21 protein-coding genes are annotated in these 20,800 nt (G+C 72.8%); 10 read left to right on the top strand and 11 right to left on the bottom strand.

The window, feature by feature from the left end:
* Window positions 1–43 precede the first annotated feature (43 nt).
* Window positions 44–775: an IclR family transcriptional regulator gene (locus AB4880_RS17040; protein WP_367920419.1), complete on the top strand. Its 732-nt coding sequence runs from the start codon at window positions 44–46 to the stop codon at window positions 773–775.
* A complete protein-coding gene (locus tag AB4880_RS17035) occupies window positions 772–1,464 on the top strand; it encodes a hypothetical protein (protein ID WP_367920418.1) in 693 nt (230 codons plus the stop codon). The genes AB4880_RS17040 and AB4880_RS17035 overlap by 4 nt, the downstream gene beginning before the upstream one ends.
* Here AB4880_RS17035 and AB4880_RS17030 read toward each other — a convergent pair.
* Window positions 1,423–2,751, bottom strand: a complete 1,329-nt coding sequence (locus tag AB4880_RS17030; protein ID WP_367920417.1) for an MFS transporter — start codon at window positions 2,749–2,751, stop codon at window positions 1,423–1,425. The genes AB4880_RS17035 and AB4880_RS17030 overlap by 42 nt on opposite strands.
* A 19-nt stretch (window positions 2,752–2,770) precedes the next feature.
* On the opposite strand from AB4880_RS17030, the gene AB4880_RS17025 reads away from it, so the two are divergent.
* On the top strand, window positions 2,771–3,259 hold the full coding sequence (locus AB4880_RS17025; RefSeq protein ID WP_367920416.1) for a winged helix-turn-helix transcriptional regulator: 489 nt from the start codon (window positions 2,771–2,773) through the stop codon (window positions 3,257–3,259).
* A gap of 12 nt (window positions 3,260–3,271) precedes the next feature.
* Here AB4880_RS17025 and AB4880_RS17020 read toward each other — a convergent pair whose 3' ends face one another.
* Together AB4880_RS17020 and AB4880_RS17015 are read right to left on the bottom strand one after the other, a co-directional pair.
* Window positions 3,272–4,945 carry a SulP family inorganic anion transporter gene (locus AB4880_RS17020; protein WP_367920415.1) on the bottom strand — a complete coding sequence of 558 codons (1,674 nt, stop codon included), beginning with the start codon at window positions 4,943–4,945 and terminating at the stop codon, window positions 3,272–3,274.
* Window positions 4,942–5,277 carry an ArsR/SmtB family transcription factor gene (locus AB4880_RS17015; protein WP_367920414.1) on the bottom strand — a complete coding sequence of 112 codons (336 nt, stop codon included), beginning with the start codon at window positions 5,275–5,277 and terminating at the stop codon, window positions 4,942–4,944. The genes AB4880_RS17020 and AB4880_RS17015 overlap by 4 nt, the downstream gene beginning before the upstream one ends.
* A 207-nt stretch (window positions 5,278–5,484) precedes the next feature.
* Between AB4880_RS17015 and AB4880_RS17010 the strand changes: the two genes are divergently transcribed.
* Window positions 5,485–5,643: a hypothetical protein gene (locus AB4880_RS17010; RefSeq protein ID WP_367920413.1), complete on the top strand. Its 159-nt coding sequence runs from the start codon at window positions 5,485–5,487 to the stop codon at window positions 5,641–5,643.
* Between the two features lie 13 nt (window positions 5,644–5,656).
* Here the strand turns inward: AB4880_RS17010 and AB4880_RS17005 are convergent, their stop codons facing one another.
* Complete coding sequence (locus tag AB4880_RS17005; RefSeq protein ID WP_367920412.1) at window positions 5,657–6,121, bottom strand: Lrp/AsnC family transcriptional regulator; 465 nt, start codon at window positions 6,119–6,121, stop codon at window positions 5,657–5,659.
* Window positions 6,122–6,230: 109 nt separating this feature from the next.
* Here AB4880_RS17005 and AB4880_RS17000 point away from each other — a divergent pair, with 109 nt between their 5' ends.
* Entirely contained in the window at window positions 6,231–7,154 is a 924-nt protein-coding gene (locus AB4880_RS17000) for a DMT family transporter (RefSeq protein ID WP_367920411.1), read from the top strand.
* Between the two features lie 98 nt (window positions 7,155–7,252).
* On the opposite strand, the gene AB4880_RS16995 is transcribed toward AB4880_RS17000, so the two are convergent.
* Both AB4880_RS16995 and AB4880_RS16990 read right to left on the bottom strand, forming a co-directional pair.
* The gene (locus AB4880_RS16995) at window positions 7,253–7,513 is read right to left on the bottom strand and encodes a hypothetical protein (protein ID WP_367920410.1); all 261 of its coding nucleotides are present in this window, start codon (window positions 7,511–7,513) and stop codon (window positions 7,253–7,255) included.
* A complete protein-coding gene (locus tag AB4880_RS16990) occupies window positions 7,510–8,910 on the bottom strand; it encodes a Hint domain-containing protein (protein WP_367920409.1) in 1,401 nt (466 codons plus the stop codon). Before AB4880_RS16990 ends, AB4880_RS16995 begins: the two co-directional genes overlap by 4 nt.
* Window positions 8,911–8,973: 63 nt before the next feature.
* Here AB4880_RS16990 and AB4880_RS16985 point away from each other — a divergent pair, with 63 nt between their 5' ends.
* Window positions 8,974–9,297, top strand: a complete 324-nt coding sequence (locus AB4880_RS16985) for a hypothetical protein (protein ID WP_367920408.1) — start codon at window positions 8,974–8,976, stop codon at window positions 9,295–9,297.
* A 100-nt stretch (window positions 9,298–9,397) separates the two neighbouring features.
* Window positions 9,398–11,185: a M1 family metallopeptidase gene (locus AB4880_RS16980; RefSeq protein ID WP_367920407.1), complete on the top strand. Its 1,788-nt coding sequence runs from the start codon at window positions 9,398–9,400 to the stop codon at window positions 11,183–11,185.
* Here the strand turns inward: AB4880_RS16980 and AB4880_RS16975 are convergent.
* Window positions 11,175–11,657 (bottom strand): nuclear transport factor 2 family protein, encoded by a 483-nt coding sequence (locus AB4880_RS16975; protein WP_367920406.1) that lies wholly within the window; start codon window positions 11,655–11,657, stop codon window positions 11,175–11,177. The genes AB4880_RS16980 and AB4880_RS16975 overlap by 11 nt on opposite strands.
* A gap of 22 nt (window positions 11,658–11,679) precedes the next feature.
* Window positions 11,680–15,636 (bottom strand): patatin-like protein, encoded by a 3,957-nt coding sequence (locus tag AB4880_RS16970; protein WP_367920405.1) that lies wholly within the window; start codon window positions 15,634–15,636, stop codon window positions 11,680–11,682.
* Between the two features lie 121 nt (window positions 15,637–15,757).
* Between AB4880_RS16970 and AB4880_RS16965 the strand changes: the two genes are divergently transcribed.
* Together AB4880_RS16965 and AB4880_RS16960 are read left to right on the top strand one after the other, a co-directional pair.
* Complete coding sequence (locus AB4880_RS16965; protein WP_367920404.1) at window positions 15,758–16,426, top strand: lysophospholipid acyltransferase family protein; 669 nt, start codon at window positions 15,758–15,760, stop codon at window positions 16,424–16,426.
* Window positions 16,427–16,473: 47 nt separating this feature from the next.
* Window positions 16,474–17,952, top strand: coding sequence for a hypothetical protein (locus tag AB4880_RS16960; RefSeq protein ID WP_367920403.1), 1,479 nt, complete (start codon window positions 16,474–16,476; stop codon window positions 17,950–17,952).
* Between the two features lies 1 nt (window position 17,953).
* Here the strand turns inward: AB4880_RS16960 and AB4880_RS16955 are convergent, their stop codons facing one another.
* From AB4880_RS16955 to AB4880_RS16945, 3 genes are read right to left on the bottom strand one after another with little or no spacing between them, the layout of a single operon-like run.
* A complete protein-coding gene (locus tag AB4880_RS16955; protein ID WP_367920402.1) occupies window positions 17,954–18,268 on the bottom strand; it encodes a DUF202 domain-containing protein in 315 nt (104 codons plus the stop codon).
* Complete coding sequence (locus tag AB4880_RS16950; protein ID WP_367920401.1) at window positions 18,265–18,627, bottom strand: YidH family protein; 363 nt, start codon at window positions 18,625–18,627, stop codon at window positions 18,265–18,267. The genes AB4880_RS16955 and AB4880_RS16950 overlap by 4 nt, the downstream gene beginning before the upstream one ends.
* Complete coding sequence (locus tag AB4880_RS16945; RefSeq protein WP_367920400.1) at window positions 18,624–19,529, bottom strand: LysR family transcriptional regulator; 906 nt, start codon at window positions 19,527–19,529, stop codon at window positions 18,624–18,626. Before AB4880_RS16945 ends, AB4880_RS16950 begins: the two co-directional genes overlap by 4 nt.
* A 250-nt stretch (window positions 19,530–19,779) precedes the next feature.
* Between AB4880_RS16945 and AB4880_RS16940 the strand changes: the two genes are divergently transcribed.
* The gene (locus AB4880_RS16940) at window positions 19,780–20,790 is read left to right on the top strand and encodes an ABC transporter substrate-binding protein (protein WP_367920399.1); all 1,011 of its coding nucleotides are present in this window, start codon (window positions 19,780–19,782) and stop codon (window positions 20,788–20,790) included.
* Window positions 20,791–20,800: the final 10 nt, after the last annotated feature.

The raw sequence follows: 20,800 nt of genomic DNA, 5'->3' as shown, positions 1-20,800 counted from the left end.
AAATGACATTCTGAACGCCAGAATGCCGAGAGGAGGGCTCGCCGTGAGGAACCGGCCGTCGTACGCGATCGAATCGGTCGACAACGCGCTGCTGCTCGCCCAGCTGCTGCTGCTCGAGGGGCCGATGCGGGTCACCGACGCATCCGCGCGCCTCGGTGTGTCGCCGTCGACCGCGCACCGGCTGCTCGCGATGCTCGTCTACCGCGACTTCGCCGAGCAGGACGCCGACAAGCGCTACCGCGCGGGCCCGCTGCTGCGGGGGTCCACGTCGACCGCCGTACCGCTGTCGGGGCTGCGGGAGACCGCCGTACCGCACCTGCAGCGGCTGGTCGACCGCACCGACGAGTCGGCCAACCTGCTGGTGCTGACCGGGGCGGAGGCGCGGTTCGTGCACACCGTCGAGTGCACCCAGCCCCTGCGGGTCGGCGACCGGACCGGCAAGGCGCTGCCCGCGCACCTCAGCAGCGGCGGCAAGGCGATGCTCTCGATCCTGGACGACGACGCGCTCGCCGCCGCGCTCGCCGACCTCGACCCCGCCGAGCGCACGAAGGTACGGCGCTCGCTGCGCGCCGTACGGCAGAACGGCTTCGCGCTCAACAACGAGCAGACCGAGACCGGCCTGTCCGCCATCGGCGTCCCTGTGCGTCTGGCCGACGGGATGGTCGCGGCGATCTCGCTGGCGATGCCGACGGCGCGGTTCTCGCGGGACCGGGTGCCGGGGTGGGTGCACGAGCTGCACGGGTGTGCGCGGGCGATCGAGAAGGCGTTGGGATGACCGGACTGCACAGCTTCCATCTCGCCGAACTGCCGCCGCACGTCACCACGCGCGCGCTGGCCCGGCCGCCGGCGGCGGCCCGCGGGCTGCGGCACGCGGAGTGCATGGCGATGATGCGACTGGGCGCGCCGACCGTGTCGGCCGAACGCCTGCAGCTGCGCCGGATCGCGGTCTTCGCGGCCTGGGAGGACGCCGCGGCGCTCGACCGCTTCCTCGACGCCGACCCGCTCGGCCGTCGGCTGGCGGAGGGCTGGCACGTGCGGCTGCAGTACCTGCGGCGGTACGGCGAGGTCGCCGCGCTCGCCCCGCTCCCCCAGCGCGCCGGCGACTGGGACCCCGACGAGCCGATCGTCGCGGTCACCCTCGCCCGGCTGCGCCTGCCCGAGCTGCCGCGCTTCCTGCGGTGGGGCAAGCCGGTCGAGCGGCTGGTCGCGGGTCACCCGGCGGCGGTGTTCTCGACCGCCGCGATGCGCCCGCCGCGGACCTTCTCGACGTTCTCGATCTGGCGCAGCGTCCGCGAGATGACGTCGATGGTCCACGGCCGCGACCCGGCGGTCGCCGAGGCGCCGTCCCATGCGGTGGCGATGACCGAGCAGCGCCGCCGCGACTTCCATCACGAGTCGGCGTTCATGCGCTTCCGACCGCTGTCAGAGCACGGCGTCTGGCAGGGGCGTCGCCTGCTCCCCTGAGCCCTCCTCGATCGCGGCCGGCCGGGTCGGCCCGGTCGGAGCGGTCGGGCGGACGACCACGACCGACAGCACCGCCGCGATCGCGCACAGCCCGGCGCCCGCCCACCAGGCGTAGGTGTAGGTGCCGAAGGAGTCGCGGATGACGCCCGCGCCCAGCGCCGCGGCCGCCGCGCCGAGCTGGTGGGCGGCGAACACCCAGCCGAAGACGATGGTGCCCCGCTCGCCGAAGATCTCGCGGCACAGCGTGGCCGTCGGCGGCACCGTCGCGACCCAGTCCAGGCCGTAGATGACGATGAACAGCACCATGCTCGGGTGCACCGTCGCCGCGAGCAGGCTCGGCAGCAGGAGCAGGCCGACGCCGCGGAAGAGGTAGTAGGCGACGAGCAGCAGCCGTGGGTCGACCTTGTCGGTGAGCCAGCCGGACGCGATGGTGCCGACGATGTCGAAGACACCGACCGCGGCGAGCAGGCCGGCGGCCGTCGTACTGGACATGCCGTGGTCGTGGGCCGAGGGGATGAAGTGGATGCCGATCAGCCCGTTGGTGGTCGCGCCGCAGATCGCGAAGGCGATCGCGAGGGCCCAGAAGGCCTGCTGCCGGACGGCGTAGCCGAGGCCCTCGAGCGCGCGCCGGGTGGCGCCGCCGGCGACGCGCAGGGGCGGCGTCCAGTCGGCGGGGGCGCCGTAGGGCGCGACGCCGCGATCCTCCGGGTGGTCGCGGACGACCAGCCACACGACGGGGACGACGACCAGCGCCGCCGCCGCGACCACGAGCGAGGCCGGCCGCCAGCCGGCGTGGTCGGCGAGCGCCGCGACGACCGGCAGGAAGATCAGCTGCCCCGTCGCCGAGCCCGCGGTGAGGATGCCCATGACCAGCCCGCGGCGGTGCTCGAACCAGCGGTTGGCGACGGTCGCCGCGAGCACGAGCGCCATCGACCCGGTGCCGAGCCCGATCAGCACGCCCCAGCACAGCAGCAGCTGCCAGGACGCGGTCATGAAGACGCTGCCGCCGGCGCCGAGCGCGACGAGGGCGAGCGCGGCGGCGACCACCCGCCGTACGCCGAAGCGGTCCATCAGCGCCGCGGCGAAGGGCGCGGTCAGCCCGAACAGGAGCAGGTTGATGCTCACCGCCAGCGACATCACGCTCGTCGACCAGCCGAACTCGTCGTGCAGCGGCACCATGAGCGCGCCCGGCGCGGCCCGGAAGCCCGCGGCGCCGATCAGCGCGAGGAAGACGACCGCAGCGACCGCCCAGGCCGGATGCAGTCTGACTTTCTTGAACGAAGTCACGGGCGGTACGCTAGCACGCATGGCCCTGCGCTCGGACTGGTCGACGGAGCTCTGCCCCGTCCGCCGCTCCCTCGACGTCCTCGGCGACCCCTGGGTCCTGCTGATCGTGCGCGACGTCCTGCACGGCAACGGCCGCTTCGAGCAGCTCCGCGACAACCTCGGCATCTCCGAGGCCGTGCTCAGCCGCCGCCTGCGCACCATGCGCGAGGCCGGCCTGCTCACCACCGCCGACTACGAGCGCGACGGCCGGACCCGCCAGAAGTACGTCGCCACCGAGGCCGCCGCCGACCTGCTCCCCCTGCTCCAGCAGCTCGCCATCTGGGGCGAGCGACACACCGCCGAGCCCGAGGGCGGCGCCCACATGGCGCTCGTCCACGAGACCTGCGGCGCGGAGACGACGCGGGCCGAGACCTGCTCGGCGTGCGGCGAGCCGCTGCGCCCGGAGGACATGACGTGGGTCAAGCCGTGGCTCGGGACGGCGCACCGGCTGCGGGCACCCGGCGACTGAGCACGCCCTGGCTCAGGCCGCGGGATCGTGCGCGACCCGGGCGACGTGCAGGCGGGCGTGCGCGATCGCCTCCGGTGTGGTCGCGAACAGGTGCCGCTCGTGCGCCAGCTGCTGGTCGACGCCCAGCCGGCGCAGGACGGCGAGGTGCTCGGGCCGGATTCCGGAGAGCAGCACGGTGATGCCGCGCCGCTCGAGTCGCCCGATCGTGTCGGCGAGCACGTGCGCGCCCGTCGCGTCGACCGCCGTCAGCCGCGACATCCGCAGCACGACGACGCGGACCCGCCTCACCTCGGAGAGCTCGAGCAGGAAGTCGTGCGCGGCGGCGAAGAACAGCGGTCCGTCCAGCCGGTAGGCGACGATCTGCTCGTCGAGCAGCCGCCGCTCCTCGTCGTGGTGGTCGCTCTCGTCGAGCGGCACCTCCTGCAGCCGCGCGGTGGTCGCGGTCTGGCGCAGCGCGAAGAAGCCGGCCGCGACGAGCCCGATGATCACCGCGAGCACCAGGTCGAGGGCGACCGTCGCGGTCGCCGTGATCAGCAGCGTCGCCGCGTCGCCGCGGGTCGCACGCAGCAGCGGGGTCAGGCTGGAGACGCGGACCATCTGCACGGCCGTCGCGATGAGGACGCCCGCGAGCGCCGCTAGCGGGATGTGGCCGACCCACCGGGCGGCGACGAGGACCACGGCCAGCAGCAGGACGGCGTGGGTGAGCGCCGCGAGCCGCGACCCGGCGCCGGAGCGGACGTTGACCGCCGTGCGGGCGATGGCCGCGGTGGCGGGGATCCCGCCGAACAGCGGGCTGACGATATTGGCGAGCCCCTGGCCCAGGAGCTCACGGTCGGGGTCGTGGCGCTGCCCGACGCTCATCGCGTCGGCGACCGTGGCCGACAGCAGGCTCTCCAGCGCGCCCAGCGCGGCCACCGCGACCGCGGCGATCAGCAGCGTGTCGAGGTCGCCCCAGGGCACCGACGGCAGGTGCGGCGCGGGCAGCCCGGACGGGATCGCGCCGATCGTGCGCAGGGGCGCCCGACCGCCCGAGGCGAGCAGCTCGTTGGCCGCGGTAGCCAGGCCGACGAGCAGCAGCGCGGCCGGGAACCCTGCCCGGACCCGCGCCGACACGACGATGAGCGCGGCGACGCCGAACGCGGTCGCGGGCGCGCCCCACGCCGGAGCGTCGGCCCACGCCCGGAGCGCGTCACCGGCGAGCACCAGGACCTTCTCGGCATGGACGTCGACGCCGAGCGCGGCGGGCAGCTGCTGGAGCCCGATGATGACCGCGATGCCGAGGGTGAAGCCCTCGATGACGGACACCGGCACGTAGCGGATCGCCCGACCGGCGCCGGTCACCGCCAGCACCAGCAGCAGCACGCCCGCGAGCAGCCCGACGACGAGCACCCCGTCGACGCCGTGCGCGGCGACGATCGGGATCAGGACGACGGTCATCGCGCCGGTCGGACCACTCACCTGGACGTGGCTGCCGCCGAAGACCGCGGCGACGGCGCCCGCGACGATCGCGGTCACGATGCCGGCGCCCGCGCCGACGCCCGAGCTGACGCCGAAGCCCAGCGCCAGCGGCAGGGCGACGAGCGCGACCATCACGCCCGCGGCGAGGTCGCGGCGCAGGCTCGCCTGCGCCCAGTCCGCGCGCCGCGGCGCCAGCCGGCCGACGCGCGCTGCCAGCGAGCCCGTCATCCGCGCACGGGAACCATCAGCTCGTCCTCGAAGTCACTGCGCGACTCGGCGAGCCCGACCAGGATCCGGCGGGCCGACAGCAGGAGGTCGCGGACCTCGGGGACGCTGATCGAGTAGACCACCTCGCTGCCCTCGCGGCGCGAGACGACGAGCGCCGTACGACGGAGCACGGCCAGCTGCTGCGACAGGTTGCTGGGCTCGATCGCGATCTGCTCGAGCAGCTCGTGCACGGCGTGGTCGCGCTCGGCGAGCAGCTCGAGGATCCGGATCCGCGCGGGGTGACCGAGCGTGCGGAAGAACTCGGCCTTGGTCTGGTAGAGCGGAACACCCATCGCCGACCTCCCTGTCATCGTCCAGCCACCGGTGGCGCTACGATAGCACTACTTGAAGAAGTCTTCATATGGTGATTCATTGAAGGCGGGGGAAGGGAAGCGGATGGCCAACGAGGTCGATGACCCCATCGAGACCGTCGCGGCGGCACAGCTCGAGCCGGGCGACGTCGTCCAGCTCCCCGGCTACGGCGCCGATCGCGGATCCAGGTGATCCGCGCGGCGGTCCCCGGCGTGCTGTGGCTGTGGATCGTCGACGCACGCACCGGCGAGCAGCGCCGCGGCCACGTCGCCCTGCCCCTGCACCAGCAGGTCGGCCGACACGCACGCGCCACCGCCTCGGACGCGCGGCGCCCGGACGACGCCTGAGCCGTCGCCCGCCTCAGGCGACCGGCAGCGGCGACACCGGCTTCGTCGTACCGAACGCGAAGGTCGTCTCGATCGACGCCAGCGACGGGATGGTCCGCAGCCGGTCGCGGACGAACACCTCGTAGGCGGCGAAGGACGCGACCACGACCTTGACCAGGTAGTCGGCGTCACCGGCGAGGAGGTAGGCCTCGACGATCTCGGGGACCTCGCGCAGCTCGCGCTCGACGGCCGCGACCGTGTCCTGCGCGTGCGAGGACAAGGTGAGCCGAACCAGGGCGGTGATGCTCAGCCCGACCGCCTCGGGGGAGACGACGGCGCGGTAGCCGGTGATCACGCCGGCCTGCTCGAGCGCGCGGACCCGGCGCAGGCAGGGGGACGGCGAGAGGCCGACGCGGTCGGCGAGCTCCTGGTTGGTGAGGCGTCCGTCGAGCTGCAGCTCGAGCAGGATGTGCTTGTCGATGTCATCGAGGGTCACCACGGGGCAGATTCTGCTACCAACGGGCCTCTGCGTGGCAGTTTTGGCAATCGGCTGCCCTATCGTTTTCCCTATCGTTGCTCGCAGAGTCGGATCTGCGAGAGGAACTGCTGTGCGGGATGGGCGTGACGTCCAGGGCTATGGCGCGCTGGCGGCGACGGTGCTGCTGTGGTCGTCGTTCGCGCTGTCGTCGCGGGCGATCGGGACGTCGAGCCTGACCGAGGCGGACGCGGCGCTGGTGCGGTTCGCCGTACCGCTGCTCGTGCTGGCGCCCCTGCTCCCCCGGACCCTGCGCGCCCTGGTCCGCGAGCGGACGGCGACCGTCGCCCTGGTGCTCGTCGGCGGCCTGCCCCACTACCTGCTCTTCGCACTCGGCGCCCGCCTCACCACCGCCGGCCTGACCGGCCTGCTCGTGCCCGGCACGGTGCCGCTGTTCGTGACACTCCTGCTGCTCGGCCGCCAGCCGGTCCCGCCGCGCCGGGTGGCCGCGCTCGCCGCGATCGTCGCGGGCGTGGCCGCGAGCGCGACCATGATCGACGCAGGCGCGAGCGCCGCCGGCATCGCCGTCCTCCTGCTCGCCGGCGCGGCCTGGGCCGTCTACACCCTCGGCCTCCAGCGGACCTGGCTCCAGCCGCTCGAGATCGCCGTCACCGTCGCCGCCGTCTCCACCCTCGGCGCCCTCACCGCCGCCCTCACCGGCGCGATGCCCTCGCACCTGCTCACCGGCGCCGTCCGCCCGGGCGACCTGCTCGGCTTCGCACTCCTCCAGGGCATCGGCACCGGTCTGCTCTCCACCCTCTGCTACGCGTACGCCGTCCGCCGCCTCGGCAGCAGCATCGCCGCCGTCGGCGGCGCGCTGAGCCCGGTGGTCACCGCGCTCGTCGCGATCCCGCTGTTCGGGGAGGCGCTGGGGCTGGGGCTGACCGTCGCGCTGGTGCTGGTGGTGGCGGGGGTGTACGTGTTCAACACGGCGCCGCGGAAGTCGAGGAGGGCGCGGCGAACGCCGGGGTTCTCGGGCGAGCTGGTGGGGGCCTGACGCCATTCAGCATCCGGCCAACCACGAGCCACAGACGGCGCTGGGGTCTCCGTCGGCCGAACGCCGGCAGCGCTCCCTCCTACTTCGGCACCTGAGCCTCACTCCCCGGAGCTACGCGACTGCTCCCCTCGAGGGACCGGGTTCCAATGCTGACCCGACTGCCGCGCCCCCAGCTCGCGCTGGCTCAACCCATCCAGCATCGCCGCGGCTTCGGACCGCTCCAGACCCAAGATGTTGCGAAAATCAGCGTCGTCCATGGAGATCCCGTCGATGACATGGGAGAGAGCCAAATAGACGAAGATGTACTCGTGGCGAGCCAGCTCAAGCTCGACGCCGTCCTTCGAGAAATGCGCCTTCATGGCCCCATTACCGTCCTCCCCATTTCCTTGGCTACGGCTCGATCGAAGTTGTTTGGCCTGTAGAACGAACCGGGGACGCCCTTGTTTGGGCCCCGGAAGATGATCGCCGAGTTCTCGTAGTCGATCCAGAACCGGGTGCCGTCGTCTCGCAGATAGCCCTTGCTGGCATTCATCACCGCGTCGATGCGGTCGCCCATATCGTCGATCGACTTGAAACCAAGTTCCGCCTTGTGCTTTTCGTACGCGTTCATCGCGATGTCCCACGCGTCATCTGAGCAATCGTTGTGGACGAGCACTGCGTCATTGCCGACGTGGTAGGTATGTACGCCCTCAATCGACAGGTTATAGGCAGGCGCGATCCGTCCGGTGCCAGACCGGAATCCTGACACCTGGAACAGGCGACCGCCGTCTCCCAGTACGACCTTCTCCTGCCCAAGGTCCTCGGCCCGCTCAAACCGGTGGTCCGTGACCGACCAGAACGGGTGATCCTCAGTCGTGCGGATGACGCTGTCCTCAAGAACCAGGTCATGAAGTTCATCCCGGTGCACCCAGACGTGCGTCACGTTCCGGGTAACGCGGTCGCCCCCCTCGGGATCCGTGGCGACAACCTTGTCCCCGACCTCAATCTCTCGGATCGGCTTCTTAGTGCCGTCCGCCATCAGCACAAGTGTCTCGCCAGCGAACGATCGAAGACAGCTCCGAGCCAGGCTGCGTCCCGCGTCGGCGGCTCGTTCGGCGTTGACGAGTTTGTCACCATCGTGCCAAGCGTCAGCGACCTTGCCCGCCTTGGCGCCCTTCAACGGCGGGAAGAATGTGCCAACGAGGCTAACCGTCTCGAGCCCGCACCCCGTCCATGACCTGTTGCTGCCGAAGCACTGGCCCGGATCGGGCACGAAGACGGCCTTGGCAAGCCGCAGGATGAGGGGCAACCCCTTCTCCGTGTAGTGATCGTTCAGGTAGGACCGGATGACCTCGCCGACATCGACCGTGACACCGTCGACCACGACCATCTGGTCGTCACGATGGCCAGCTCCACGGGCTTTGACAACTGCCATCGCGTCGTCGTAGTCGGTCCTCGACGCATTCGAGACCGTGCCGTTGGTCGCCACCTTCGCAGTGGACGCGTAAACAGCCTTCTTCGTCGCGTAAGGAACCGGCACGCCCCCCGAGCCGTTGCTCGATGCCATGCAGGTTCCTTCCCGCACGCAGGTGGGAGCAGTGCCCGTCGGGTCCGAGTACGTGATCGGGTTGTTGTTGCCGTAGTTGTAGCCGTTCGCCTGGATGGGATCGCCGAAGTCAAGCAGCGGATCCACCGCGGTGAACGGGCCGACGGCAAGGACAACGTCATCGCAGCAGGGCAGGAGATCGTGCTGCCATCGGGCATCGTCACCGACCACGTCGATCTCCTCGTCGGTGCCTCGTGTGGGTCGGTCGGCGCCTTCCCCAATCGAGCATTCGACGTGCGGCAGGACGCCGGGGGCTCGGTCCTCGTGCAGAACTACGGCATGCCGTTCACCGTCGCCGACTGGCGCGCGGCAGACGACTCGTTCGATCCCGCCGAGCCGACGGTCACCGTCAGCCGGCTGGTCAGCGGCTCGCCGGCGACCGCCGTCAGCGGAGCAGCCAAGCTCTACGTCGTGGAGCTCGACATCCTCGGTACACGCAAGACGGCCCCCCTGACGAGCGTCACCCTGCCCTCGACGGGAGCAAGCCTCACCACCGTCTCCGGCTGCGACCGGCCTCGCCTCCACGTCTTCGCGATCACCACTCGCAACGACAGCTGAGCCGAGGTCCCTCGACCGGGATGGGGCAGACCACGCCCCATCCCGGCCTCCATCCGCCGCCCGCGTCACGCCCGCTCGTCCGGCCGTCTAGGTTGGACGCGTGCCCAGGTCCTTCATCGCCGACCCCCACTCCCACGCCCGTCCCAACGAGGTGGTCGTCCGCCACCTCACGCTCGACCTCGACGTCGACTTCGACAGCCACCGCCTGACCGGGCGGGCGACGTACGACCTCGAGCACCGCGACCAGCAGGCGACGCGGCTGGTCCTCGACACCTGGCAGCTCGACGTGGTCGCGGTGGGTGACGTCGACGGCAACGACCTGCCGTTCTCGCTCGGAACGCACGACCCCGTGCTGGGCAGTGCGCTGACCATCGAGGTCGGGGCTCTCGACCGCGTGGTGGTCCAGTACGCGACCAGCCCGGAGGCGCGGGCGGTGCAGTGGCTGGAGCCGGAGCAGACGGCGTCGGGCAAGCCGTTCCTGTTCACGCAGTCGCAGCCGATCCTGGCGCGCACCTGGATCCCGTGCCAGGACAGCCCCGGCATCCGGGTCACCTACGACGCCGCGGTCCGCGTGCCGAGCGACCTGCTGGCGCTGATGAGCGCCGAGAACCCGACCGAGCGATCGACCGACGGCCGCTACGAGTTCTCGATGCCGCAGCCGGTGCCGTCGTACCTGATCGCGCTCGCGGTCGGCGACCTCGAGTTCCGCGAGCTCGGCGCGCGCAGCGGCGTCTACGCCGAGGCGTCGGTCGTCGAGGGCGCGGCCTGGGAGTTCGCCGACACCGAGGCCATGATCGAGGCGGCCGAGCGGCTGTACGGCCCCTACCGGTGGGGCCGCTACGACATCCTGGTGCTCCCGCCGAGCTTCCCGTACGGCGGCATGGAGAACCCCCGCCTCACCTTCGCGACGCCGACCATCCTCGCCGGCGACCGCTCGCTGGTGACGCTCATCGCCCACGAGCTCGCGCACTCCTGGTCCGGCAACCTGGTCACCAACGCGACCTGGAACGACATCTGGCTCAACGAGGGCTTCACCGTCTACTTCGAGACCCGCATCGACGAGGAGGTGTACGGCGCCCCGTACACCACCATGCTGCTCCGGCTCGGCCGCCAGGACCTCGAGCGCGCGGTCGCCGACGAGACGCCGCGCGACACCTGGCTCGAGCTCGACCTGGCCGGCCGCGACCCCGACGAGGGCCCGACCAAGATCCCCTACGAGAAGGGCTCGCTCTTCCTGCGGCTGATCGAGGAGACCGTCGGCCGCGAGCGCTTCGACGCCTTCCTGCGCGACTACTTCGACCGCTTCGCCTTCGAGTCGATGGACACCGCGACCTTCCTCAAGCACCTCTCCGACGAGCTGCTCGACCCTGCCGGCGTCAGCGCCGACGACCTCCAGCTCGAGGCGTGGGTGCACGGGCCGGGTGTGCCGAGCAACGCCCCCGACTACGCCGCCGACGCCTTCGACCGGGTCGACGAGCAGGTCGCCGCACTGCTGGGCGGCGCCGACGTCGCGACCCTCGACACCGACGGTTGGGTGAGCCACCAGTGGGTCCACTTCGTGCGCGCGCTGCCGGTCGACGTGGGCGCGGCGACGCTGCGGGCGGTCGACGGGCGGTTCGGGTTCAGCGCGAGCGGCAACATCGAGATCGCCACGGCGTGGCTCGAGCTCGCGGTCGCGTCCGGCTACGTCTTCGAGGAGCCGGACGTCGACCGGGCGCTCGCCGACTTCCTCCACCGGCACGGCCGGGCGCTCTACATCCGCCGCGTCTACACCCGGCTGGCCGCGAGCGAGCGGGGACTCGAGCGTGCGCGCGAGATCTACGCGACCGCGCGGCCGACGTACCACTCGGTGTCGCAGGCGGTCATCGACCGCACCCTCACCCCTTGAGCGACGGGTCCCACCGGTTGGCGATGAGCTTGAAGCTGGGGGTGTCGTCGAGCGAGGTCATCGCCTCGTAGATCCGCTCGTAGCGGGTCGCGGCGATCCGCCAGACGCCGTCCGGGTCGCGGCGGTAGCTGTCGACGTAGTAGCCGCCGCCGCGGATCTGGACCTTGAAGTCCGGCACGATCACGGTGTCCTCGAACGCCCACGAGCCGGTCGCGGTGTCGCCGGCGACGTCGATCTCCGGGTGGTTGGCGATGTGGATCGTGACGATCCCGGGGCCGAGGTTGCCGGCCATGTAGTCGACGACGGCGGCACGGCTGTCGAAGTGCAGGGGCTCCTTCATCGCCTGGGTGCCGTAGCGGGCGCTGACGTCCTCGGTGAGGCAGTCGGCGTACTCGTCCCACAGCTTGAGGTCGAGGGTGCGGAAGTAGCGGTGCTTGAGGCGCTTGATCTCCTCGATCGCGGCAAGTTCCATGCGCAGCAGAGTAGAACGTGTTCTAGCCCTGGTCGAGAGGCGATTGCGGCGCGGCCGCCTCGACCCGGCCCGCCAGCTCGGTGCCGGCCGCGGTGAGCACCAGGCTCTGCGCCTGGGTGTCGAAGAGGTAGGCGTAGGCGAGGCCGTGCGCGAGCAGGTGCCGCTGGACGGCGGCGGTCCAGCTGTCGCCCGGGCCCGACGGGCGGATCGCGCCCACCTTGGCCAGCGCCTCCAGGCTGTCGGCCAGCTGCGCCTTGGCGCGGATCGGCAGCAGCGGCGCCGCGACGAGCAGGGCGACGGCGAACAGCAGGGCCGTCACCACGATCGCCCACAGCACCCACGTCGACGGGACCGGGTGTCCGTCGTGGCGCAGGTCGAGCCGCCACGGCATCGCGACCAGCAGCGTCGCGGCCGCGATGATCGCGAAGCCCGCCGCGTAGATCAGCGCCCACCCGCAGGCGACACCGGCGGGATGGGTCACCCGGATCCGCAGCCACGCCGCGGGCTGGCCGCCGCTCGCGGGCCGCAGGTAGCGCACCTGCAGGGACGTCGCCTGCCCGTTGACGTACCAGACCAGCCAGGCGATCACCCCCGCCAGGACGACGCCGAGCACGATGTCGAGCCACGCCGGCGGCCACCCGAGATCGTCGAGCCGGTCGCTGATCCAGCCCCATTCGCCCCGGACGACGGCGCCCACGAGGACGAGCGCGACCACGACCGCGACCGCCGTCCACACGAGGGTCTTGTGGTCCTCGTAGACCGCCGTCGGCGTCCGGACCACGCCCGGCAGCGAGCCGAGCAGGACGGCGCCGACGATCAGCGCCCCGATCAGCAGCAGTGTCCGCGGGACGTCGGACGGCTCATGCCCGTCGGCCGCGCCGCCCTGCCGGACCACCTCCGCGTAGACCAGCAGCGGAATGACCGGCGAGGTCATCACCAGGCTGTGCAGCAGCGATCCGGTCCGCAGCGCGGCGTACCCGGCGGCGGCGAGGGCCGCGCCGGCCCCGGCGACGCCGACCCACTGCGGCGTGGCGCCGCTGAGCAGCGAGAGGCCGAGCATGGCGACGCCGAGCGCGAGCCCGACGATCGCCAGCGAGCGACCGACCCGTGAGCCGCCGGTCAGCCCGCGGGCCAGCCAGTAGGGCACCAGCGCGATGCCGCGCGCGGTCCGGGTGAACGGCCGCAGCGCCGTGATGCCGAGCTTGGGACTGTCGAGGACGGTGATCCCCACGGCCGCGGCGGTGACGCCGGTGCGGATCATCAGGTCGCTGTCGAGCTCCTGGTCGAGCGGCTCGCGGCCCACCCCGGCGCGGTCGAACGCCCGCAGCGCGCGCAGCCCGATCCGCCGGCGCTGCAGGACGGCGGCCTGGTCGGCCGGATGCATCGGGAGCTCCTTGAGCGCCTCGAGCAGCAGCTCGTTCTCGTCGACGAACCTCATGCCCGCCGAGCCCTGGGTCGCGCCCTCGCGCAGGTCGGCGTCGACGGCGAGCGCGAGCGCCGGCAGCTCCTCGGTCGCGGCGTCGGCCTGGATGGCCCACGCGAACAGGTCCGCCAGCCGGGGCAGGGACGGCGGCAGGCTGCTCGTGTCGGTGTTGAAGACGTACTTCTCCAGCTCGACGACCACGTCCTTGACCAGCTTGGGGAAGCCGTCGTCGACAGGAGCGGTGCCGAAGAGCGCGGCGACCAGCTCGTCGGCGTACCGCTGGGCCTGGCCGTGCGGGTCGGCGGACGGCGGCTCGGTCGTGCGCCGCAGCCGGGCCGGGTCGAGGACGGCGCGGCACAGCATGGTCGCCGCGTCGAGCCGCCCCCAGGTCCAGTCGTTGATCCGCCACGACTCCTTGAGGAATCCGGCGAACCGGCCGAGCCGGTTGCCGCCGAGCTTGTCGGCGCCGAGCCGGGTCACCGTCGCGAACCGGTTGTCGGTCTGCAGGCTGATCTGGGCGAGGTCGACCGGCTGGCCGACGCCGCGGTCGGGGGCGTTGCTCAGGCAGGACGTCACCACGTTGAGCTCGAGCAGCCGCGTCTTCAGCGTGGCCGGGTCGGCGCCGGCGAGCAGCTCGGACCAGGCGCGCAGCAGCTGGCGCTCGTCCGGGTCGGGCGGCAGCTGCGCGACCGCGCCGACGACGGGCGCGATGCGGACCAGCGCCGCGACGACGTCGTCGACCGCCTGGTGCACCTCCGCGCCGGCAGCGCCGGGGATCCCGTCGTTGAGCGCCTTCATCAGCTCGGCGAGCGCGGCGTCGTCCGGCTTCGTGGCGAGCAGCGGGAGGACGTCGCCGGGGAGCAGGTCGGGCCCGGCGACATAGGCACGGCGGTAGCGGGTGAGCCGGAGCTCCCAGTAGGCCTGGTCGGGCGGTACGTCGCGCAGCAGCGGGTGGTCCCACACCGCGTCGAAGCGGGTCCGGTCGGCGCTGAGCGTCGCCCGCGCCAGGCTCACCTGCTCGCGCGCGGCGTTGACGTCGTCCTGGTGGACGGCGGTGGTCGACAGCGTGTCCTGCTGGGCGGGGGTGACCGCCGGGGTGGTCACCAGGCAGGCGGTGACCCGGCGGATCAGGTCGAGCGCGTCGTCGGCGATCTGCTGGGCGGTGGTGACACCCCACATCCAGCCGGCCGGCGGCTCGGTGGTGCGCCAGGTGCTGTCGTCGGGGAGGTACGGCAGCCGCGGGGTCGCGTCACCGGCGTCGATCGCGCGCTGCGCCGCCTCGACCGCGCGCAGCCCCCGCTCGTACGACCAGCCGGCCACCGGCTGCGTGCGGGAGGCGAGATCGCGCGCGGCCCGGCGGATCCGGAGGTCGCGGTAGTAGTCGAAGAGCTGGTCGTGCAGCGTCTCGATGGACGCCGCCAGCGACCCGGTCGCGCTCTGCTTGCGCAGGCTGCGCAGGACGTCGGCCCGCCCCGCGCGGCGCTCCGCGGCCTCGCGGTTGTGGGTCTCGACGTGCTCGACATGGGTGCGGCCGGCCTCGCTGCGCATCGCCCCGAGGATCCCGACCATGGTGTCGCTGATCGTCGGCATCGCGCCGCTGCGGTCGCCGGGGACCGGGTGGTCCTCGGGCGCGTGCGGATAGACGAGCAGCATCACCCGGCGGACCGCGCTCTTCGCCGGCAGCAGGTCGATCCGCTCCAGCGCCGGCACGGTCGGGGTGTTGACCAGGACGCCGCCGTCGACGGCGAAGCGGGACTGGTCGCTCTTGGTGCTGCCCGGGTCGCGCCAGCTGGCGACATGGCCGAGGTCGACCCGGTCGGCCGGATCGTCGTCGGCCGCGTCGGCGGTGGGGTCGGGCTGCGCGTCGACGGGGATGTACGACGGCTCGAAGGCCACCGGGAAGCCGGCGGAGCTGCGCGCGGCGAGCGCCATCCGCCGTACGGTCGTGGCGATGGCGTCGTCGCCGAAGTCGTCGACGTCCTCGGACTCGAGGTGCTGGAAGTGCAGGATCCCCGCATGGACGTCCTGCGGGAGCGTCTGTCCGAGCGAGTCGCTGACGACCGTGCGCGCGCCGTTGAGCAGGGTCGTCGTGATGGACAGGTCGACCGGCCGGTCGGTCGCGCTGCGCGGCTCGTAGCCGACCGTGAGCGCGCCGAGCGCCTGCTCGAGCTTGGGCAGGAAGTACTCGTCGCCCTTGAGCAGCGAGCTCGGCGCGCCGACGAAGGGCGTGCGCAGCAGCGCCTCCATCCGCCCGTGCGACGCCCAGAGCTGGCGCAGCACGGACAGGTCGGCGTGCGGGTTGACCTGGGCGAGCGCGAGCGCGGCTCCGTTGATGCCGCCGGCCGACGTCCCGGTGATGACGTCGGCGCGGGCCCGCGACCCGACCCGGCGCAGCAGCTCGTCGTACACGCCGGCGCGGCGGGTCAGCCGGTCGATCTCGAGCGCCACCCCGCCGATCCAGACGGCGAGGCTGACCCCGCCGTTCATCACGACGGCGAAGCGGATCTCCTCGACGGCGTCCGCATCGGCCTGTGCGACCGGATCGATCTCAGCCATGCCCCCACCGCCTCACGATCGTGTGGCGGACATGCTTCTCCTGCGCGGTCGAAGCGGTAAGGCCCGAAAGGACTACGTCGCCGACGACGGTCTCCGCGGCGGCTGACCCTAGGCTGTTCCCGTGCTGTACGAGGTCCTCCACACCGTCGTCCCGCCCCTTGCCCGCGCCGTGTGGCGGCCGACGATCGAGGGCATCGAGAACGTCCCGCCGACGGGCCCGGTCCTGCTCGCGAGCAACCACCTCAGCTTCGCCGACAGCGTGGTCATCCCGATCGTGGCGCCGCGCAAGGTGGTCTTCTTGGCGAAGGCGGAGTACTTCACCGGCAGCGGCATCCGCGGCCGGCTCAGCAAGGCGTGGTTCGAGGGCCTCGGCATGGTGCCGGTCGACCGCAACGACACCCGCGCCGCGCTCAACTCGCTCGACGTCGCGCTCGAGGTCCTCGGCCGCGGCGACGCCTTCGGCATCTACCCGGAGGGCACCCGCTCGCGCGACGGACGCCTCTACCGCGGCCGCACCGGCGTCGCCCAGCTCGCGCTGACGGCCGCCGTGCCCGTCGTACCGGTGGGGCTGATCGGCACCGACCACCTCCAGCCCGTCGACGCCAACGTCCCGCGGCTGGCCAAGGTGACGGTGCGGTTCGGCAAGCCGATCGACTTCACCGGGCGCTTCGAGGGCGTCGCTCCCGGGCGGGCTCGACGCGAGGCGACCGACGAGATCATGACGGCGATCCAGGCGCTGAGCGGGCAGGAGCCGGCGGGCGTCTACAACGACCGACCGATCGAGGCCTGAGGGATCCGGAAGGGTTCCGCCGCGCCAGAACGGGGAACGTGGCCCCCGTGCTGACCCCTCGCCGCACTCTCGGAGTCGCCGTCGTCGTGCTCATCGCCCTCGTGGCCGGGCTCGGCTGGTGGCTCGGCAGCCGCGACCCGTCGTACGCCGACCGCGACTGGTCGGCGATGGAGCCCGTCGCCGCCGCCGTCCCCCCGGTGCGGACGCCCGACCCGGCCGTGACCCGCGACAGCCTGGCCGCGCTCGACGCCTGTGCCGTCGGCGCGGCCGGCGAGCCCGGCGCCACGCGCATCGACGGCGGACCCGGCACCTGCACGGTGCACCGCTCCGACGGCACCGTCGTGGTGTCCACATCGGTCGCCTACCGCCTCGACGAGAGTCACGGGATGCAGGCGATCAACGCGCTCGACAGTCGCGACCGCGTCGAGCACTCCGGGGTCGCGATGTGGGTCGGCCCCGGTCCGGTCAGCGCGGGCCTGACGGTCAGCGGCGCCACGTGCGCCGTCGTCGTGCCGGCGAGCCTCGACCTGGCGCTGGCGATCGTCGCCGACTCCGCCGACTGCACCGCGGCCGAGGCGAGCGCCGAGGCCGCCCTGGCCGACCTCGACGCGGTCACCGCGACGCGCCCGCTGCCGCCCGCGTGCGACCTGCTGGCCGCCGTGGCCCCGACCGAGGTCCTCAGCCAGGACGTCGCCACGTGCGCCGGCGGCGACCTCACCCTCACGCTCGGGGCAGCCCCCCTCGACGAGGCGCGTCTCCTCGGCCGCCCGACGCGGCTGGGCGGCGCCGACGCGCGCGAGGCGGACGACGGCCGCGCGTGTGCCTACGAGTGGCCGGTCGGCAGGGACGCCACGGGCGGACCGGTGCGCGCGCTCCTGCGCGGCGGCCCCTGCGCGCGGCTGCGCCCCCTCGCGACCCGGGCCGTCGCCGCCGTCGCGACGATGTCGGCCTCGACCGTCACCGCGCCCGTTTTCTACGGCGCCGACGAGCCGGATCCCGGCGGCGTGGGCGGCTGCGCCGAGCTCGGCGACCAGCTGTCCTGGTTGTGCGCCCCGGCCCGGACCCGCTCACTCCCCGACGACCCGGTCGATGCGATCCGGTCCGGCGAGGCCGACCCGGACGCGCTCTGCACCGCCGCCCTGAGGTCCGCGAAGGCCGCCGGCCGGACGATGGTCGCCGTCACGACGGCCCCCACCCTGCTCGACGACGCCGCCCGCCTGTCGTACGACGGGCCGCGGGTGTGCACCCTGCTCGAGCCCACGGACGGGCCCGGCGACCGCGACACGACGACGATCATCGTCACCGCCTCCCGCGACCGCCTCGAGACCGTGGGCAACACGGCCGTCGCCGGCCATCCGGCGTACCACTCGAAGCAGGCGAGCACCTGGGAGATCGCCCTCACCTCGCCCGACGAGCGCGGATACCTCCGGGTCCGGGTGATCCGGAGCGACACCCGAGGCGACCGGACCGAGCCGGCCTGGGCGCAGGCCTATGTGGGCGACCTCGTCGAGCGGCTCTGGTCGTAGCTCAGGACAGCACGAGCACCAGCGACCCGAGCCCGACCAGCGCGCCCAGGCCCGCCGTGAGCGCGGGCAGGTGCCCGTCGAGGTCGGCGCGCAGCGCGCCACCGCCCTGGCGCGAGCGCGGGTGGCGCCGGGCCACGACGTACAGGACGACGAGCGCCGCCGCCACGCCTGCGACGGCGACGACCAGCGCGGTCGCGACGTGACCGGCGACCAGCACCCGGACGTCGAGGAACAGCAGGCCCAGCAGCGAAAGCACGCTGCGCGACCAGGCGAGGCGGGTGCGCTCGGCCTGGGCGCCGCGATCGGTGCTGGTCACCGCGCCCCCACCGTCAGGACGACGAGCACCACGCCCGCCGCGCCGACGAGCACCGCGAGGACCAGTCCGGCGGGCAGGCCCGGCAGCGGACGAGCCTCGCGCAGCGCCCGCTCGTTGGCCATCCAGCGCGCCCAGGCGAGGGCGCAGCCGACGACGCCGGTGAGCACGAGCGCGGCGGCGAGCCAGCGGCGCGGCGACTCGGGGAGCGAGCTGGCGAGGGAGTCGAGGGCGACGCCGGCGGCCATGACGGCGAGGGCGGTGCGGATCCAGGCGAGGAAGGTGCGCTCGTTGGCGAAGGTGAAGCGCGGGTCGGGCTCGTCGCCGAGCTCGTAGACGCGACGGGGGCGGCGAGCGCTCACGGCTCCTCGCCCTCGGCGCCGAAGGGGGCCATCTCGACGGCCAGGTCGACGAAGGCGCGGGCGGCCGGGGAGAGCGGGCCCTCGCGGCGCACGATGCCGATCTCGTGGGCGACGACGGGGGTCGTGCCGACGACGTGGGCGCCGAGCTCGGCGGCCTCCTGCGCCATGTGCCGCGGCAGAAGCGAGGCGCCGACACCGGCCGCGACGAGCTTGGGGATCGTGGCCCGGTAGATGGTCTCGACCGCGATGCGGGGCTCGGCGACGTTGGCGATGGCGAGCGCCTCCTCGAGCCGCTTGCGCGACGCCGTACCGGGCGGGGTGGCGATCAGGGGCAGCTCGCCGAGCACCGACAGCTCGACCGGGCCGGGGCCGGGGTCGGGGCTGTCGGGGGGCAGCACCAGGTAGAACACCTGCTGGCCGAGCGCGATCGCCTGCAGCCCGGCGGTCGCGGCCGGCAGCCGGACGACGCCGATCTCGCACTGGCCGCCGCCGACGATCGCCGCGGCGCCGCCGGGCACGTCGCAGTCGGTGATCCGGACCGTGATGCCCGGGTAGAGCTGGCTGAACCGGCCCAGCAGCGCGGTCAGCGGATGGGCGGCGACGGTCGGCGTCGAGGCGATGTCGAGCGTGCCGTCGTAGCCGCCGCGGACCTTGGCGACCGCGGCCCGCGCGACCGCATGGTCGCGCAGCACCTGGCGGGCCGGCGCGAGCAGCGCCTCGCCGGCGGCGGTGAGCTTGACCTTGCGGCCGAGCCGGTGGAAGAGGGTGACCCCGAGGTCCTTCTCGAGCGCGGCGATCGCCTGCGAGAGGGACGGCTGGGTGACGTGGACGGCCTCCGAGGCCCGTCCGAAGCCGCCGTTGTCGACGACTGCCACGAAGTACTCGAGCTGTCGGCGTTCCATGAAGCGCACTGTAGGCCCGATGGATAGGAGTTGGCTATCGAAGTTCGCGCCGCTCTCCCCGGCAAGGGTTCACCATCGCAGGCCCTGGCCCCGCCGCTGAGCGCAGTACCGCTGACTTCCATAGGCATCACCTATCGTTTGGGTACGAAGTTTCCATTAGACGACCTCCCGTGTCCCGCAGCACTCTGGTGTGACCTCGGATACACCCCGACCGGCCCGACCAGCGCCGGCACACCCTCTGGGAGGACCCATGAAGACCCTGCGCACAGGGCTCGTCGCCGCCACCGCCTCGCTCGCCGTGCTCCTCGCCGGCTGCGGCGGCGGAGGGAGCGCCGCGGACCGCAAGACCGAGGACGGGCTCAAGGTCGTGACCGTCGCCTACACCCCCATCTACTCCGTCGGAGCGATCAAGCTCGGCATGGACCAGGGCTTCTTCGAGAAGCAGGGCCTGCGCGTCGAGCTCAAGCAGGTCGCCAACCCGCCGAGCGGCATCGCCGCCGTGGCCGGCGACCAGGTCGACTTCAACTACGCGCCGTCCATCCCGTTCGTCAACGCCATCGCCAACGGCGTCAAGCTCGAGATCGTCGGCGCCGCCGACGGCTACGACGAGGGCACCAAGGCCGCCGTGGCCAAGGACCCGTCGCTCGCCCTGCAGCACGACGACAGCGGCGTCGTCGCCGCCCCCGGCTCGGACATCCACCGCGCGGCCGACCTCCAGGGCAAGACCGTGTCGGTCCCGGCCCGCGGCGCCCAGCTCGAGGTGACCATCGCCGCGGCCGTCGCCGCCGACGGCGGCGACCCGTCGAAGATCCACTGGATCACGCTCGACTTCCCCAGCGCCGTCAGCTCGCTCAAGTCCGGTCGCGTCGACGCCGCCGGACTCGTCGTCCCCTTCATCTCCCAGGCCGAGAAGGGCGGCGGCAAGCTCGTCCTCTCCCCCGGCCTGCAGTTCTTCGACGACGGCGCGGTCGGCCTCTGGATCACGTCCGCCGCCCTCACCCAGAAGGACCCGAAGGTCGTGACCGCCTTCCAGACCGCGATCCAGCAGAGCAACGAGTACGCCGAGGCGCACATCACCGACGCCCAGAAGGCCGCGGCCACCGTCCTCAAGACCGACCTGGCGACCGTCGAGGCGGGCTCCAAGCCGGCCTTCCCGGCCACCGTCGACCCCGCCGACGTCCAGTCGGTGATCGAGCGGATGAAGCAGCTCGGCTACCTCAAGAAGGACGTCGACGCCGCCTCCCTCGTCTACGGCAACTGAGGCGACGACG

Source organism: Nocardioides ginsengisoli (assembly GCF_039537225.1).
Classification (GTDB): Bacteria; Actinomycetota; Actinomycetes; order Propionibacteriales; family Nocardioidaceae; genus Nocardioides; species Nocardioides ginsengisoli.
Note: the sequence above shows the minus strand (reverse complement) of the source record. Positions and strands in the feature narration are given on the sequence as shown.